The organism is Bacillus sp. SRL337 (genome assembly GCF_984799155.1).
On the sequence record NZ_OZ481793.1, the window covers coordinates 3,685,097 to 3,701,584 of the forward strand.

The 16,488-nt window shown below is 44.2% G+C and carries 16 protein-coding genes and 1 pseudogene; 8 read left to right on the top strand and 9 right to left on the bottom strand.

Annotation, left to right across the window (positions count from 1 at the left end; all coding sequences use genetic code 11):
* Positions 1–752 precede the first annotated feature (752 nt).
* Complete coding sequence (locus AC4E8A_RS18570) at positions 753–1,076, bottom strand: hydrolase (protein WP_490195207.1); 324 nt, start codon at positions 1,074–1,076, stop codon at positions 753–755.
* A gap of 52 nt (positions 1,077–1,128) precedes the next feature.
* Positions 1,129–1,539, bottom strand: a complete 411-nt coding sequence (locus AC4E8A_RS18575) for a phage holin family protein (RefSeq protein ID WP_490195208.1) — start codon at positions 1,537–1,539, stop codon at positions 1,129–1,131.
* 148 nt (positions 1,540–1,687) lie between these two features.
* Between AC4E8A_RS18575 and AC4E8A_RS18580 the strand changes: the two genes are divergently transcribed.
* Positions 1,688–1,933 (top strand): DUF6154 family protein, encoded by a 246-nt coding sequence (locus AC4E8A_RS18580; protein ID WP_490195210.1) that lies wholly within the window; start codon positions 1,688–1,690, stop codon positions 1,931–1,933.
* Positions 1,934–1,972: 39 nt separating this feature from the next.
* Here AC4E8A_RS18580 and AC4E8A_RS18585 read toward each other — a convergent pair whose 3' ends face one another.
* Positions 1,973–2,164 (bottom strand): hypothetical protein, encoded by a 192-nt coding sequence (locus AC4E8A_RS18585; RefSeq protein WP_490195211.1) that lies wholly within the window; start codon positions 2,162–2,164, stop codon positions 1,973–1,975.
* 142 nt (positions 2,165–2,306) lie between these two features.
* Between AC4E8A_RS18585 and ytzI the strand changes: the two genes are divergently transcribed.
* The 7 genes and pseudogenes from ytzI to AC4E8A_RS18620 all read left to right on the top strand — a co-directional run bounded on the left by ytzI (position 2,307) and on the right by AC4E8A_RS18620 (position 8,645).
* Positions 2,307–2,483, top strand: coding sequence for a YtzI protein (gene ytzI, locus AC4E8A_RS18590; protein WP_490195213.1), 177 nt, complete (start codon positions 2,307–2,309; stop codon positions 2,481–2,483).
* Positions 2,484–2,941: 458 nt separating this feature from the next.
* Positions 2,942–3,172, top strand: a complete 231-nt coding sequence (gene yidD, locus AC4E8A_RS18595; RefSeq protein WP_490195215.1) for a membrane protein insertion efficiency factor YidD — start codon at positions 2,942–2,944, stop codon at positions 3,170–3,172.
* A gap of 128 nt (positions 3,173–3,300) precedes the next feature.
* Complete coding sequence (locus AC4E8A_RS18600; protein WP_490195217.1) at positions 3,301–4,293, top strand: metal ABC transporter solute-binding protein, Zn/Mn family; 993 nt, start codon at positions 3,301–3,303, stop codon at positions 4,291–4,293.
* A gap of 286 nt (positions 4,294–4,579) precedes the next feature.
* A pseudogene (locus tag AC4E8A_RS18605) lies at positions 4,580–5,309 on the top strand (transposase); the annotation flags it as partial.
* A gap of 676 nt (positions 5,310–5,985) precedes the next feature.
* Positions 5,986–7,338, top strand: coding sequence for a cytochrome ubiquinol oxidase subunit I (locus AC4E8A_RS18610; protein WP_490195219.1), 1,353 nt, complete (start codon positions 5,986–5,988; stop codon positions 7,336–7,338).
* A 42-nt stretch (positions 7,339–7,380) separates the two neighbouring features.
* Positions 7,381–8,409 carry a cytochrome d ubiquinol oxidase subunit II gene (locus AC4E8A_RS18615; protein ID WP_490195221.1) on the top strand — a complete coding sequence of 343 codons (1,029 nt, stop codon included), beginning with the start codon at positions 7,381–7,383 and terminating at the stop codon, positions 8,407–8,409.
* 80 nt (positions 8,410–8,489) lie between these two features.
* Positions 8,490–8,645 (top strand): DUF1540 domain-containing protein, encoded by a 156-nt coding sequence (locus AC4E8A_RS18620; protein ID WP_490195223.1) that lies wholly within the window; start codon positions 8,490–8,492, stop codon positions 8,643–8,645.
* Positions 8,646–8,705: 60 nt separating this feature from the next.
* Here AC4E8A_RS18620 and menC read toward each other — a convergent pair whose 3' ends face one another.
* The 6 genes from menC to AC4E8A_RS18650 all read right to left on the bottom strand — a co-directional run bounded on the left by menC (position 8,706) and on the right by AC4E8A_RS18650 (position 16,430).
* Positions 8,706–9,812 (bottom strand): o-succinylbenzoate synthase, encoded by a 1,107-nt coding sequence (menC, locus tag AC4E8A_RS18625; RefSeq protein WP_490195224.1) that lies wholly within the window; start codon positions 9,810–9,812, stop codon positions 8,706–8,708.
* Complete coding sequence (locus AC4E8A_RS18630; RefSeq protein ID WP_490195227.1) at positions 9,802–11,301, bottom strand: o-succinylbenzoate--CoA ligase; 1,500 nt, start codon at positions 11,299–11,301, stop codon at positions 9,802–9,804. The genes menC and AC4E8A_RS18630 overlap by 11 nt, the downstream gene beginning before the upstream one ends.
* Positions 11,302–11,623: 322 nt before the next feature.
* On the bottom strand, positions 11,624–12,442 hold the full coding sequence (menB, locus tag AC4E8A_RS18635) for a 1,4-dihydroxy-2-naphthoyl-CoA synthase (RefSeq protein WP_490195228.1): 819 nt from the start codon (positions 12,440–12,442) through the stop codon (positions 11,624–11,626).
* A gap of 15 nt (positions 12,443–12,457) precedes the next feature.
* On the bottom strand, positions 12,458–13,264 hold the full coding sequence (menH, locus tag AC4E8A_RS18640; protein WP_490195229.1) for a 2-succinyl-6-hydroxy-2,4-cyclohexadiene-1-carboxylate synthase: 807 nt from the start codon (positions 13,262–13,264) through the stop codon (positions 12,458–12,460).
* A 33-nt stretch (positions 13,265–13,297) separates the two neighbouring features.
* Positions 13,298–15,034 carry a 2-succinyl-5-enolpyruvyl-6-hydroxy-3-cyclohexene-1-carboxylic-acid synthase gene (gene menD / locus AC4E8A_RS18645; RefSeq protein ID WP_490195231.1) on the bottom strand — a complete coding sequence of 579 codons (1,737 nt, stop codon included), beginning with the start codon at positions 15,032–15,034 and terminating at the stop codon, positions 13,298–13,300.
* A complete protein-coding gene (locus AC4E8A_RS18650; protein WP_490195233.1) occupies positions 15,024–16,430 on the bottom strand; it encodes an isochorismate synthase in 1,407 nt (468 codons plus the stop codon). Before AC4E8A_RS18650 ends, menD begins: the two co-directional genes overlap by 11 nt.
* Positions 16,431–16,488: the final 58 nt, after the last annotated feature.

The window sequence follows — 16,488 nt, forward strand, 5'->3', positions numbered from 1 at the left end:
TGCGATAAGTCATCATCGAATCGCTGTCGCTCTTCGTGATTCCTATATCTCATGCGGGAGCCCTCCAATCTGTACGGCGCTGAACGGCCGCTTCCGCTTTTTATTCAATCCAGCTCCAGCGCCTAGCCCCTCGGGGTCATAAGCCCATCCGTCATGAAGGTTAAAGAACAACCTTCCCGCCTGCTCGTCTTATGCCTGTCGGGGCTGATCAAGGCGCTTCCGCTTTTTATTCAATCCAGCTCCAGCGCCTAGCCCCTCGGGGTCATAAGCCCATCCGTCATGAAGGTTAAAGAACAACCTTCCCGCCGGCTCGTCTTATGCCTGTCGGGGCTGATCAAGGCGCTTCCGCCTTTTATTCAATCCAGCTCCAGCGCCTAGCCCCTCGGGGTCATAAGCCCATCCGTCATGAAGGTTAAAGAGCAACCTTCCCGCCGGCTCGTCTTATGCCTGTCGGGGCTGATCAAGGCGCTTCCGCCTTTTATTCAATCCAGCTCCAGCGCCTAGCCCCTCGGGGTCATAAGCCCATCCGTCATAGAGGTTAAAGAGCAACCTTCCCGCCGGCTCGTCTTATGCCTGTCGGTGCTGATCAAGGCGCTTCCGCCTTTTATTCACCTGTCCTGCGGAGTTGCATACTTGAAGTGACAATCAACTACTCTTTCTAATTATCTGATCCACCCCATTATACTACTCTTCCCGCCCTCCTTCATTTCTCAACAATTTGCGCACAAAAAAACAGCACTCTTAGAATGCTGTCAGGTCAAATCCGTTAATATGCCCATACTTTTAATATGGTTCTTTGCATCCTCATCGCCTAACGTGTATATCATTTGATAGGCATGCAGCAGGTTATCGTCATAGGCATCATTATCTTTATCAAAATGATACTGTAGATACGGGGTATGGGCCCGGTAAAAGTTCCTCCAGTCTGTTGAGTGCTGCTGGTCGAACACTTCCCGGAGCCTTGTGATTTCTTCATCTGTTGCTGAGATCTTGAAATTCCATGGAGAATCCGTAGAACTTCTGGAGATTTCTCCTGTTGCAATTTCAATGTAATACTCATTTTTCACTTCTGCCATGAGTTCCACCCCTTATCAATAGTATTTATCTTTTTCCTCAAATCACGAATTTCTATTCAGACTCATCCTTGTCCTTAATTTTGCTGCGCAGCGATTCTACTGCGTCCCTCAAAAAAGGGGGGAGCGGGAGCCCAGCCCTGCCTGCGTTTTCAATGACGGATAAAATTTCATTGCAAAGATAAAAAATTATTGTTGAATCCCGAATAATATGCTGATTTCCAAGTATAGTATCAATAAGGTGGGCTGCTGCCACTATGCTGAATATAATAACCTTTTTGCCGATTCCTTTTATTCCTCTCTTGCTTGAAAGTTTGCCAGTGATCCCCCCTGCGACCAGACCAGTAATATAATCAAGGATCATTGCGATGACCAAAATGGCAAGCAGCCTGTTCCAGCCGCTGCCCGTCATATTGGAGACAGTTGAGGTAATGATTGATGCAAAAGGAATGATCCACTTGTTCATCCCATTGCCTCCCTTCATACAATAAAATGGGATTAACCTATTTGAATAAGGGTAAATATTATTTAAGTGGTTGTCCCTTTTATTATCATATGAACAAAGAAGTATAACGTTTATTAATATGAAAAATTGAGTCAGGAGGTGAGGTAACGTGAAACTTGTCGAGGAGCTATATGAAATTTACAGGGGGAAAATCAGGGGAACGGATGAGGACCTGGATATGATCGCTTTGACAATTCTCGAACAATCATCAAGACAGGAACTTTTAAACATCATCGACGAAATGGACAATGAGGAACTTCAGTATTTTATTCGCTTATACATATTGGAAACGCTGAAAGAAAAGCTGACAGCCGGCGAGCATGATAATCACTATAATTACAGGACCCTTCATTGAACGACAAACCCCCAAAGAACCGGTCTTTGGGGGTTTTCCTTACCCTTTCAGGTCGATGGAACCGCCTTTGAACGGGTGAGGTGCTTCCTTTTGGATTGCTGTCTCTGTCATGTTTTCCATCATAGCCGTCGCTCCAGCCATTTGAGATGCCATTTGGCTTTGCAGCAGGCTCAAGTTCAGAGTGTGCTGCAGTTCAGCTGTCTGCCTGCTCATCATTGCAGATAAGTTCATGGCACTTCCCTCGTCTCTGTAAAAAATGTATGTACTCACCATGAAGTCTTATCTTTAACTTAACAGAGTTTAATAATAATAGGAACACTATTAACCTGATTTTATCTTCATGGTAAAATGGAGAGTAAGGGAGGAATACATTATGGGTTATGTTGGTGTACTTGTCATCTCAATCATCCTTATTTTTATCATCATACTCGTCAGTGTCCTGACAACAAGCAAGGCTTACGACTATAAGCACACAGTGGATCCAATTGAGGATAATCCCCATCTGGGTAATGATGAAACCGAAAATAAGGATGAGACGAAACAATCCTGAACCAATAAAAAGGAGAACAGCTTTCCTCAGGAAAATTGTTCTTTTTTTATGGCATTTTGCATATAGTTTCGTCCATGAGCTTTTCAAGCCTGTTCGATTATCGAGCCTTATTGCCTTTCCTTTTATAAACCGATGCCGGGGTTGGAAATACCCTGTTTTCGAATGGGACTCTATCTATAAAGCATGGTTCGTCCCAAACACCCTGTTTTAAAATGAGTTTGCGTTCATACTTAACCCAGCTGAAATGACTTTCCCTCATGTATCCTATTAATGTACTTTCAGAAAAACCATTTCCGACTAACGCGGTGAGGAAGAGTTTTGAAATTTTTCCTGATTTGATCAACTTTATGCTTAACCAATCGAGATTTATAGTTGATTGGTTTCAATCGTCTTGCCTGCTTTATAATTTTCAGGGGTAATGGTATATTTCAGTTATAGAATTTACCAGGGGGCCAGTCATGCAAAAAATATTCCTGGCGTTCATTCGCCTGTACCAGTTGGTCATTTCTCCCCTCAAGCCTCCAACCTGCAGATTTTACCCAACCTGTTCCCACTACGGGATGGAATCCATCAAACGATTTGGAGCCATCCGGGGCGGTTGGCTGACGATAAAAAGAATCGTAAAATGCCATCCCTTCCACCCCGGGGGAATCGATCATGTACCTGAAAAGTGGCCATCAAGAAAATAATCTTGGTGGTTTTTTTCTTGCTTTTTTGAACAGGTGATAGTAAAATCATGTAGGTGATACAAATCGTAATGATTACTTTTTAAATAATTCGGACTTATTCTGACTTGAATGAAATGAGGAGGAGAAACATGAAACGCGTAAACATACTATTCAGCATCACCCTCCTGTTGCTTCTTGCAGCTTGCGGAGCCGGCACTGAACAAGAGAACAGCAAAGATTCAAATGCTTTAAAAGTCTATACAACCGTTTATCCGTTGAGTGATTTCACCGAGAAGATCGGCGGTGACTATGTGGAAACGTCATCCATTTACCCGCCAGGAACGGATGAACACACATTTGAACCTTCCCAAAAAGATATGATGAAATTATCGGATGCAGACGTATTTTTCTATATTGGACTTGGTCTAGAAGGGTTCGTAGATAAAGCTGAAAGTGTCCTTGAACATGAACATGTCACCATGGTTGCGACAGGAGCTGAACTTGAAGACAGTCTTGAAGGCGGTCCTGACGAGGATACAGAAGAGGAACACGCTCATGAGGATGAACATGACGAACATGTCCATGAAGAAGAAGGCTCTCACGGACATAGCCATGATATCAATCCACACATCTGGTTAGATCCTGTCTATGCAAAAGAACTGGCTCATACGATTTATGAAACACTCTCTGCCGAAATGCCTGAGCAGGAAGAAACCTTCAAAGAAAACTATGAAAACCTGCTTTCCCAGCTCGATGATTTGAATGAATCTTTTAAATCAACTGCAGCTAATGCAACAACTAAAAAGATCTTTGTGGCCCATGCAGCATACAGCTACTGGGAAGACCGCTATGGTATTGAGGAAGTGTCGATTTCCGGTATTTCATCGTCTGACGAACCATCCCAGCAGGAGTTGAAAAACATCATTGATGACGCAAAGGAAAATAACATATCCCATATCATCTTTGAACAAAACGGAACATCCAGGTTGACTGAAGTGGTACAAAAGGAAATCGGTGCTGAGAAACTGACCTTGCATAACCTCGGAGTCCGCACCCAGGAAGATATCGATGAGGATAAAGACTATTTTGATTTAATGAATGAAAATATCGAAACACTGCAGGAAGCTCTTGGCAGTGAATAATGTTGAAAAAGCGCTGACTTTATGGGAGGCCACTGAAAAAGTCCAATAAAAATCTAAAAGGCAGAATTGTTTACTTTAAAAAACGATTCTGCCTTTTTCATTTCCCGTTTTATGAAAAGGTGTAGATTTCCGTTCCAGGTGCACGACTCTGCGGGGTCTCACCTGTCCCGCTAGTCCCGCAGGAGGTCGCACACCTTCCACTCCAATCAACGCAGCAAAAAAAGAACTACCTACTAACAAAGCCTTACTTTATAATAGAAATATCAATAAAAGTGGGTGGTTTCCAATGATTCAGCAACAACAAACAATGATGTTCAGTAAGTATATGGACCTTTATGATATCGTCGTTCCTCAGGACAATATGTTAAGGAAAATAAACGATTTAATCGATTTCTCCTTTATTTTTGATGAATTAAAGAATAAATATTGTCATGATAATGGACGGAATGCCATTGATCCTATAATACGCATGTTCAAATATCTGTTTTTGAAAACCATTCACGATGTATCAGATGTAGATATTGTTAAACGTTCGAAATATGATATGTCTTTCAAGTATTTTTTGAATATGGCTCCAGAAGAGCCCGTCATTGATTCAAAGTTCTCTGACTAAGTTTCGTAAACTTAGGTTAAAGGACATGAACTTATTAGACATGCTTGTCAACAAGACGGTTGAGATTGCCATAGAGAATGAAATTATAAAAAGTAAGTCCATTATTGTGGATGCCACCCATACCAAAGCCCGCTATAATCAAATGAAGCCAAAGGAAATTCTTATGGAGCGCTCCAAGAATCTTAGAAAATCGATTTATAAGATTAACGAAAGTATGAAGGACAAGTTCCCTGTGAAGCCAACCAATGATGTTCTGGAAGATGAGATAACCTACTCACAAAAGCTCATTAAGGTGATAGAAAAGGAAGAAATCCTTTTAGAATATCCCAAAGTGAAGGAACAGATTAATCTCCTGAAAGAAACGGTTGCCGATGATATTGAGCAGCTCCAGTGCATGAATGATTAGGATGCCAAAGTGGGACACAAAACAGCAGAATCCTCGGGTCTAATTGGCATGGAGTTACAAGGTGCCATGGCAATATTTGCGGTAAACATTAAGAGGATTCTCAAGCTAATGGGATAAAAAGAGCAACACATACAAAGCTTTCAAAGAAAAAAGCCGCCCCTTTTTCCTATATTAGGAAGAAGGGGCGGCTTTTTATTTAGTAATCATAAACTATGGTCGGCGCTTTTTGTTGGTTTGGTGCTATGTTCTCCACTGTATGGCTGTCACTCCCCGGCTATGCAGGAAAATCCAGATGCAAAGAGGCCGTTCAACGCTGTACTGATTGAAGGGCTCCTATACGAGTTAAATTCATCTACTAAGACATCAGTCTCGGGGTTGACTTATCCTAAAAAAAGCGTAAAGGGCCGTTCACCCGCTTACGTGCCGGACTGACTCCGTCTGGGATTAAGGAAACCGCTGGACGAGTCTCTAGAGCTCTTTTCCCCTTCCTCTCCAACAGTTTTTAATCCTTCATACGATTTCTTCTTCTTTTCCAGTCTCAGGATTACCTCCTGTGGGATTGGCTGTTAACCGTCAGCTCTATCCTCCGTTTCCACTTCTGGATAACTCTGCATAATTTGTATCTTTTGGAGAAGAATAAAACCGTCAAACACTAGTTAAAGGAGTAACACTTATGGATGATTTGGTAATTGCTCGGTCAATGTTCGGGACGACGATGGGATTTCACATCATATTTGCCACTCTCGGAGTCGCCATCCCAATGATGATTCTGATTGCAGAACTGCTTTATCAGAAAACGAAAGACCATGAATATGAAATCATGGGGAAAAGATGGACAAAAGCCTTTGCCGTCCTGCTCGGAGTCGGAATTCCTTCAGGGACGATTGCCGGTGTTCAGCTTTCTCTGCTATGGCCGGGCTTTATGGAGGTTGTCGGAAGAGTCATGGCACTTCCTTTCCAGATTGAAATCTACGCTTTTTTTGTGGAAGCATTATTCATGTCGATTTATGTGTATGCAGCCAACCGTATCGCTCCATGGATGCGTATTCTCAGCCTGATACTGGTTGTACTCGGGGGACTGGCTTCTGCTGTACTCATTACGAATGTCCATGCGTTTGAAGGAACTCCTGCGGGATTCAGGATGGTCAACGGTGAAATTGTCGACGTTGATCCATGGAAGGCTTTTTTCAACCCAAGTTTCTTCGTAACAGCGGGACATGTTGCATTGTCAGCGTATGTAACAGGAGGATTTGTCATCGCTTCAGTTGCTGCTTACAAAATGCTGAAGGCGGACTTCGGCAGCAGAGTATATAAGTTCCACCGTAAAGCGCTGATGCTCGGTCTGCTGGTGGGAGCAACTTTTGCCTTTTTCACAGCCATCAATGGACATGAATCGGCACAGATGCTCCACGAATATCAGCCTGAGAAACTTGCAGCGGCAGAAGGTTTATTCGAAACCCAGCGGTACGCACCTCTTGCCATCGGCGGATTCACTGACAGAGAAACCCAGGAAATAAAATGGGGAATCGAAATCCCCTGGGCATTAAGTTTCCTGGCAGGAAACAGCTTTCAAACAGAAGTCATAGGATTAAATGATTTTCCAGAGGAATATTGGCCTCCTCTTTTTGTTCACACGCTGTTTAATGCCATGGTAGGGATTGGAAGCCTCCTCATAGTGCTTGGCCTTATCGCCTTTGTATGGAACAAATTGCTCAAGAAGGACCGTTTCCCTAAATGGATGATGTGGTTATTCATTACCGGCGGCCCTTTAGCGATTCTGGCTATTGAATTCGGGTGGATTTTTGCCTGTACCGGCAGACAACCTTGGACGATTTACCGAATGCTTAGTACCGAGGACTCCGTGACTACTACCGGGAATCTGGCAACATTGTTTGTCGCCTTCACTTCGGTCTATGTGGTATTGGGAATCGCTGTAGTTTCCGTACTTCTATATTATTTCAGAAGAAATCCAGCTGAAGATGACCTGAACAAAGCAGAGCACACAAGCACAGGATTTTTTTCGTAACCTCACCTACATACGCCTGAAAACTTCACTGGGGGTGAAAAGATGTCGAATGAATTACTGGCCATTACGGTACTGTGGGGATTTGTATTTATCTATGCTGTCATGGCCACCATGGATTTCGGAGCGGGCTTCTGGTCCATGGTTTACATTAACCGGGAAAAAACGAAAGCCACGAATATCGCCAACCGCTACCTTTCTCCAACATGGGAAGTGACCAATACCTTTATCGTGGCGATTGTGGTGGCTGTCTATAGTTTCTTTCCAGGCGCTGCCTATTCACTTGGCACTGTCCTTTTAGTTCCAGGAAGCATGATTCTTTTATTGCTTGCCCTTCGAAGCGCCTTTCTTGTATTTTCTCATGTTGCTGAAGACTACAGAAAGATCCTGACTTATATTTCAGGGGTTTGCGGCTTGTTGATACCTGGTCTGCTGATCAGCGTCCTGCCTATTTCCCACGGACAATTTGTGGATTTTGAAGATGGCCAGACCCTGCTTTTGGGGGAACTGTTTGCCAGTCCGAATGAATATGCCTTTATAGCCTTTGCCATCAGTTCTACCTTGTTCCTTTCTTCTCTCCTTCTCGCGGACTACTCGAAAACTTCTGAGGAACTTGATGCCTATCGCGTCTACCGGAGAGATGCGATGATAACAGGGCCTCTGTCGCTGATGTCAGCCTTGTGGATCATGTTTACTCTGAAGACGGAAGCCAGCTGGCTCTATGAAAGTATGATGGAAGACAGGATTCTGCTTGTATTTTCATTGCTGGGTTTTCTCGTTGCCGGCGCAGCTTTATTTTTGCCCACAGACAAAAAAGGCATCAAAGGCCTGCCAAGGATTGCAGTCATTGCCATTACGCTTCAATATCTGATTGCCAGCTATGTATACGGAAAGGCTCACCTTCCATATATCATTTATCCAGAAGTTACCATCAGTTCTGGCTTTACGGATCCTAATTCCTTTAAAGCCGTCTTTATCACCTATATTGTCGGGTTCGCCATCCTGTTTCCAGGGTTCATTTATTTCTGGAGCCTGTTCATGAATGATAAGCGATACTTGAAACAAAAGACATAGATATAGTTACCACTCATAAACCTGTTAAATAACATCAAAACTAACCATGTACGGCATTTCTAACATGGGAGTTGAAGAAGATGGCAAAAGACGTACTGTGCGAAGTGAATAACTGTCACTTCTGGAAACATGGAAACAAATGCTCTGCAGACCAAATTTATGTAGTCAGCCATTCTGGCAAACAAGCTGATGACCAGCATGAAACGGATTGTAAGACATTTGAACCTGTTTCCTAATTAGACCCAAAGATTATGACTGCCGAACAAGTAAAAGGAGGCTGATTTCAGCCCTCCTTTTTAGTGTTTGAATTCTTTTGTGAAAAGGGAAACCTGCTTTAATCGTCCTTGGTTTAATTCGACACCGATCCCCGGTTCTTCAGTCACAGTAATCTTTCCATTTACGACTGTTACTGCCGGCTCTATGATATCCTCTTCCCAATAACGAGATGAGGACGATATGTCTCCCGGAAAATCAAAGCCTTCCAAAGTAGAAAGGGCAATATTATGCGCCCTGGATATCCCGAATTCAATCATGCCGCCACACCACACTCGCACGCCTTCCTGCTTGCATAAGTCATGCACGGAAACAGCAGGGGCATATCCTCCGATCCGGCCAAGCTTGATATTGATGAACCTGCAGCTGCCCAGTGCAATAGCGCTTCTGGCATCATGAATAGAAGTGATGCTTTCATCGAGACAGACCTTGGTCTTCAACTCTTTCTGAAGGAGGCTGTGCTCATAAATGTCGTCTATCCCCAAAGGCTGTTCAATCATTTCGAGCCCGAATGGATCCAATTTTTTTAGATGTTGAATATCTTTTAAGGAATAGGCAGAATTTGCATCAGCCATTAACGACAGGTGAGGGAATTCATTCCTGATGGCCTTAATCAATTTAATATCCTTCTCCGGGGAGATTTTCACTTTAATCCGCTCGTAGCCTTCCTTCACCAATTCATGTACTTGCTCAATTGTTTCTTTTATCCCAGGAGATCCAGCCACTGCACCGGCAGCGATGATTTCCCTGGTTCCTCCTAGCACACGCCATAGCGGCTTTTCGAGTCGTTTCGCATAAAGGTCCCAGACCGCGCATTCCAAAGTTGCCTTTGCCATATTGTTTCTTCTGACAGATGAAAACAAGGGAAATACTTCTCGCGGATCAGTGATAGATGATCTTAACAACAGAGGGATCAACACATCCTGTAGGATATGCAAAGAGGTGCCGACTGTTTCTTCTGTATACCACGGGGTACTGAAGGCCACTCCTTCTCCATATCCCCTGATTCCCCTCTCATCAATGACTTCCACGATAATCCCTTCCCGGTCCTTAACCGTTCCAAGATGTGTTGTAAAAGGCTTCTTGAGCTTCATCTTGATAACATGGAGGATGATCTTTTCAATTTTCATTGTCCTGCTCCTTTTGAACAAATGCCCTCAAATTCTTTCGCAATAATTTATTGGATGCATTTCTAGGGAGGCTTTCAACCAAGTAAATATAGTGAGGAACCTTATAACCGGCAAGCCTGGTTCTGCAAAAATCCTTTACCTGCGAACTTTCCAGCTCTTTTTCAGAAACAAGGAAGGCTGCCGGGACTTGTCCCCATCTTTCCGATTCAACCCCGATTACCCCGGCTTCAGAAATATCAGGATGGGACACCAGAACAGATTCAATTTCGGCAGGATAGATATTTTCCCCTCCAGAAATAATTAGATCGGAACGCCGGTCAAGTACATATAAAAAGCCCTGGTCATCCCGGCAGCCGATGTCCCCTGTCAGGAACCAGCCTGCTTCAAAGCTCTCGTTATTTGCCTTTTCCCGATTGAAATATCCTTTTGTGACATTCGGGCCCCTTACGGCGATTTCCCCCTGTACATGGGCTTCCGCTTCTTCGCCGTTATGGACAATTTTCAATTCACAGGGAAATAAGGGTTTGCCCGCAGATCCCAGTTTTTTCAGGCTGTCCTCGGGCGAGAGTGTCACGATTTGAGACGAAGTTTCGGTCATCCCGTAGGTCTGATAAACAGGGATACCTTTTTCTTTACACTCTTCAAGCATACTTTTCGGCGCAGGGCCGCCTCCAAGCAGCATACAGCGGAAATCAGGATGGTAGCTGTCCTCTTCCAGGTCTTTCAGAAGCCTTTGAAGCATGGCACTGACTACGGAAATAATCGTTATGCCGCCACTCCTTAAATCCTGGTTCACATCCGCTGCATCGAATTTTTCATAAAGCTTGATCTCCATACCGTAAATTATGCTTCTCATCAAAATCGAATAACCGCTTATATGAAACAATGGCACAGCACACAGCCAGACATCGCTTTCCTTAAGTCCGAGGTTCAGTGCCGATCCTACTGCGCTCCACCAATGATTATTGTATGACTGCACTACACCCTTTGGCTTTCCTGTCGTTCCGGAAGTATACATGATTGTACAGACACCTTCCATTTCAACCTGTTCATGAGGATGGAATTCCTCTGATTGCTGTGACTCCAGCTCTGAAAGCGCAAATACTCTTTCTTTATTGATGATTCTCTTCAACTCATGTGCACAGCTATGGAATTCTTCATCATAAAACAAAGCATCAATACCGGTGTCTTGAATTTGAAACTCCAACTCTTCATTGGTCAAACGGTTATTCAACATCACTGCCGCCACGCCTGCCTGCTGAAGAGCAAGGAGCAGGAAGTATCCAGCTTTCGTATTTTTAATAAGAACACCTGCTTTAGTGCCTTGCTTTACATTGAACGTATTTTGAAGGGTCCCAGCCCACCTTCTCGCGGTATCATAGACTTCCCTGAACGTATATTGATGTTCCTCAAACGTCAAAGCCCTTCTGTCAGGAGTCAAAAAGGCTCTCTGTTTCAATAAGTTGGGAAGGAATAAATGATTCTCCATTTCGAAGTCTCCAATCCATTGTGTTTCTATCATTTTTCCATTAATTTTTAGTAAATGTTGATTTGGTATTCATAGTTAAATATTCGAGATACCCACGTGTTTCGAGCGAGGGTCAGCATTTTCTCTTTTTAAGCCTCTGCTTCCATGGGGGTATATCAACTTCCTCTTCAACTTTCTTTCATTGGTATTGAGCTGCATTGGTAAGATTTCCTTTGAACGATATGCGTTAATTCGAAAAAAAGCTTGATGGAAGATTCCATCAAGCCTTTTACTAATCATCCAACACACTGTTCAGGTCCGTTCCGTTTGAACCTCTTCCCCATTAAGGGAATCGTGGGAATTGACCGAAGTCCGGCTTGCGCTTTTCCTTGAACGCATCGCGGCCTTCTTTTGCCTCATCTGTTGTATAATATAGAAGTGTTGCGTCACCAGCAAGCTGCTGAAGACCTGCAAGTCCATCTGTGTCCGCATTGAATGCCGCTTTTAGGAAACGAAGGGCAGTCGGGCTCTTCTCCAGCATTTCAGATGCCCACTGAACGGTTTCCTCTTCCAGCTTCTCATATGGTACCACAGTGTTGACCAAGCCCATTTCCAGAGCCTCCTCTGCACCATACTGACGGCACAGGTACCAGATTTCTTTTGCTTTCTTATGGCCGACGATACGAGCGAGATACCCTGCGCCATACCCGGCATCAAAGCTTCCTACCTTTGGACCTGTTTGTCCAAATACAGCATTATCTGCAGCGATTGTCAGGTCACAAACGACATGAAGCACGTGGCCCCCGCCGATCGCATACCCGGCAACCATTGCGATGACCGGTTTAGGAATGACACGGATCAGACGCTGTAAGTCCAGGACGTTCAAACGAGGAATTTCATCTTCACCAACGTATCCGCCATGGCCGCGGACGCTTTGATCTCCTCCGGAACAAAATGCTTTCTCTCCAGCACCTGTCAAAACGATAACGCCTACCTTGGAATCGTCTCGAGCATATGCGAAGGCATCAATTAATTCCATCACAGTCTTAGGACGGAATGCATTGCGAACCTCAGGACGGTTGATCGTGATTTTCGCTATTCCATTATATGTTTCGTACAGAATATCTTCATAATTTCTTTCGCTCACCCATTCAAATGACATAACGGGAAAACCTCCTTATGTATTCTTTAAAAACTCACTTACTATTGTACCAAACTTTTCAGGTTCTTCCACATGTAATGCATGGCCGGTACCCTGAACGATTACAACAGAGGAATTTTCTGCGTCTTTCTCCATGGCTTCTGCAATTCTGCAAAATTTACTGTCGAGCTCCCCTGCTATAAAAAGCATGTCCATTGAAAGATATTTTAATCCCTTCCAATAGGAAGGCTGCCGGCCGGTCCCCATACCCTTGAGGCTGTTCGCAAGCCCCAGTGGATTTTGGGACAGTCTGTTGTTTCTGATTTTCTCCTTAATATCAGAAGACAAAGACTTTTGTGATGAAAACAGGGGGATATCTTCCCAATAATCAACGAAAGATCTCATGCCTCTGGATAGAATCATATCAGCCAGCTTTTGATCACCTGCATACCTTTGGTTTCTCTCGTCTTCCGTCTTCAACCCTGGGGAAGAGCTTTCCAAAATCAACGTTTTGACGCGATTTGGGTAGGCAGCAGTAAACCCAAGCGCGAGTCGGCCTCCCATTGAATACCCTAGCAGATAGACTTCATTATAGTTCAATTTCTGAAGAAGCCGTTCTAAATCGTCTATAGCCCGTTCAATCCTGTAGCGTTCGGGTGTTTCAGGCGATTCTGTCTTGCCATGTCCAAGCAGATCCACCGCTATCGTTTGGTAATCTTTCAGATAAGGAAGGACACTGCCCCAAGTACTGCCGTCACCGGTAAATCCGTGAAGAAGTACTAACGGGGGACCTTCTCCTTTAATCTCGACATGGTACTGAACACCATTAATAGAAAAAATCATATTCTATCCCCTGTAATGTGAATTATTGTCAAACTACAGCAGCCTTTCTATTTCCCGGGAAACATTATTCCACAATTCTCGATGGTTACGGACATTTTCTTCTCTGTTGGTGACAGCTTCAATGATGGATAAACCCGATATTGTGTCCCACTCTGCCAAAGCTTCCGTAAATTCTTCGAAGGTTTCAGCTTTTTTATAATTTGCTCCATAGAGTTTTGCTGCATGGACAAAATCAAGATCAGCGGGAGTTCCAAATAAAAGCTCAAAATGCTCCTTCTCATTTGCTTGCGGCAAGTAAGAGAAAATGCCTCCGCCGTTGTTATTGATCAGAAGAATCTTCAAGTTGAGGCCATACATCTTCCCTGCCAGCAGGCCATTCATATCATGATAAAAGGCCAAATCACCAATTACCAGATAAGTTGGCTTCCCGGTTGCACTGACGCCCATGGCTGTCGAGACGACACCATCAATCCCATTGGCCCCGCGGTTCGCGAGTACAGTGACATTCTTTTCATTATTCATGAAGAAGGTATCCAAATCCCTGATTGGCATACTATTGCTCGCAAATATTGCCGAGTTTTCCGGGAGGGATTCGATTAAACTTTTGACAGACATTCCTTCATCCAGCGATACATTGTTTTTAACAGTAAAATCAGCTGTTAATTCCTGGGTTTTTTGATTGATCTTCACCCATTGATTCATCCAGCCGCCTTCAGTATCTGTTCCATCCATCATATCGGCCAACCCATTTAATACTTGAGCTTCATCAGCATGTATCATTTCCGTACACTTTCCTGATGGATCTCGCCACATGCCTCCTGAATCTAAGACCCAATGGTCGATTTCCTGATCCTTGAGAAAAAGTGTCAGTGCTTTTGAAACAGGCATAGCCCCGACACGAATGACGATATCCGGTCTCATTGCAGACTTGAATTTTTCTATCCGCAAGAAACTGTCATAACCATCAATGATCAGGGATTTGTCATGGTCCCCGCTTCTTAATGAAGACAGCGGATCCGCCAGCACAGGGAAGTTCATCTTTTCAGCCAGCTTAACAACCGCTTCCACAGCACGGGCATCCAATTGAGGACCGCATACGATCATCCCTTTCCTTTTTCCGGAAAGCTGAAAAGCCAGCCTCTCAAGTACCGAACGTGAAACACTGCCAGCCCCTTGTGTGATGACTGTCTGGCTTTGTTCTTCTTTAAAGGTATATCTCATATCAGGTACAAGCGGTTCGCGAAGCGGGAAATTAAAGTGAACTGGGCCCTCTGGCACACTTTGCGCAAAAGCAGCTCCGCGCGAAGCGGCTCTCTTGGCATATTGAATCATGGAATCAGTGTGTTCAGGGAGGGCCATTTCGTCAAACCATTTTGCATGGCTGCCAAAGAGATCAATCTGGTTAATGGCCTGTGGTGCTCCTACTTCCCTTAATTCATGAGGCCTGTCAGCAGTCAGGACAACCAGCGGCACGCGGGAATATTTGGCTTCAATGACTGCAGGATAATAATTAGCAGCAGCAGTACCTGAAGTACACAATATGGCAACCGGCTGTTTGTCGGCTTTTGCCATGCCAAGTGCAAAGAAGGCTGCCGACCTTTCATCAATATTGATAAACGACTCTATATTCGGATGTTTCGCAAACAGCATTGCCAGCGGGGTTGAACGTGACCCCGGACTGATTACCACTTTGTTGACCCCCGAATGATACAGCTCTTCTATAAACGCAGAAAGATATTCAGTTAGTGCTTTCTGATGATCAAAGTCCATCAGTATTTCCTCCTAAAGCCCGAAGCATTGGTTTGAATTTGATTTGTGTTTCCCGGTATTCACTCTCTGCAGTAGAATCTGAAACGACCCCGCAGCCGGAGAACAAATATGCCTCATCTTTAAATATAAGGCCGGAACGGATGGCGACAGCAAATTCACCGTTTCCATAGGCATCCATCCATCCCATTGGAGCTGCATACAGACCCCTGTCCATCTTTTCAGCTTGCTTGATTGTCTCCATGGCCTTATCCCTTGGAACACCGCCAAGTGCCGGAGTCGGATGAAGCTGGGATACAAACGTTAAAATGGAGGTCCCTTTCTCCGCTTTTCCTTTTACAGGGGTATAAAGATGCTGGATATCCCTCACCTTCATCAGGTCAGGTCCTTTCGGCATTTGCACCTCTGAGCAATGTTGTCCCAGTACATCCTTGATCATTTCAACCACCAGATGATGTTCATGGCGATTTTTCTCATCCCGAAGAAGGCTTTCTCCCAGCAGTCGATCTTCCTCGGGATCGGAGCTGCGTGCTATAGAACCCGCAAGACAGGTGGAAAGGATGGCATCCCCCTCCTTTTTGACAAGCCTTTCGGGCGATGCCCCAAGGAAGCAGCTATTAGCCACTTCCATTGAAAAAATAAAGCTGTCCCGCTGTTCATCCCAGAGGTTTTGAATCACTTCATCAGAAGAGGGTTTATCCTTGAATGTCATAAGCATCTTCCTTGCAAGGACAACCTTCTCCATTTCCCCGGCTTTCAGTTTTGAGACAACTTCCTCCAGGGCCGTCTTCCATTCTTCCGGTGCTACTTCAGTTTCTTTCACCACTTCTAAGGTTGAATTTCTGTCTTGTGACTGTCCTAACAACTCTCTTCGTTTTTCATCAATGATATCTACTAATGTTTCATCATCCTGTGAGGTGCAGAGTATATTGGTCGTCAGATAGCTCTCATCTCCAGCCACCGTCAACATAAACGTTGGCATTTGAAAGATCCCATGTGAAAAATCGGACCACTCTTTCGATCTTGGAACTGATGGATCAAAAGAAAATCCACCAAATAAAAGTGGCCCTGTACCGGCCGTCTCCTCATCAGACTCTATCACTGCATTCTCGATTAAGCGCTTCCACTCGTTCTCAATCGAAGTGTAACGGTTATTTTCAGAATCATTTCGAAGCATATATGCGCTGCCTAAACCGGCAATTTGTGTTGTGTTCTCCTTGTCCTTCCAAAAAAAGCGCTCTCCATTATAAAGCGAAAAGCCCTTTGTATAAAATGAAAGGGGGTTTACGCGGCTGACCTTTTGAACTGCACTGTATAAAACCGGGACGCCTTCAGCTTTAGCTTTTGCCAATGCCTTTTCAAAGCTGCCTCCGATTTTGATATCATGAATAATACTCAAAACAATCCCCCCATAAAGCCTTCCTTAGATTTAAACCTATTTTAAGATACACCTGACA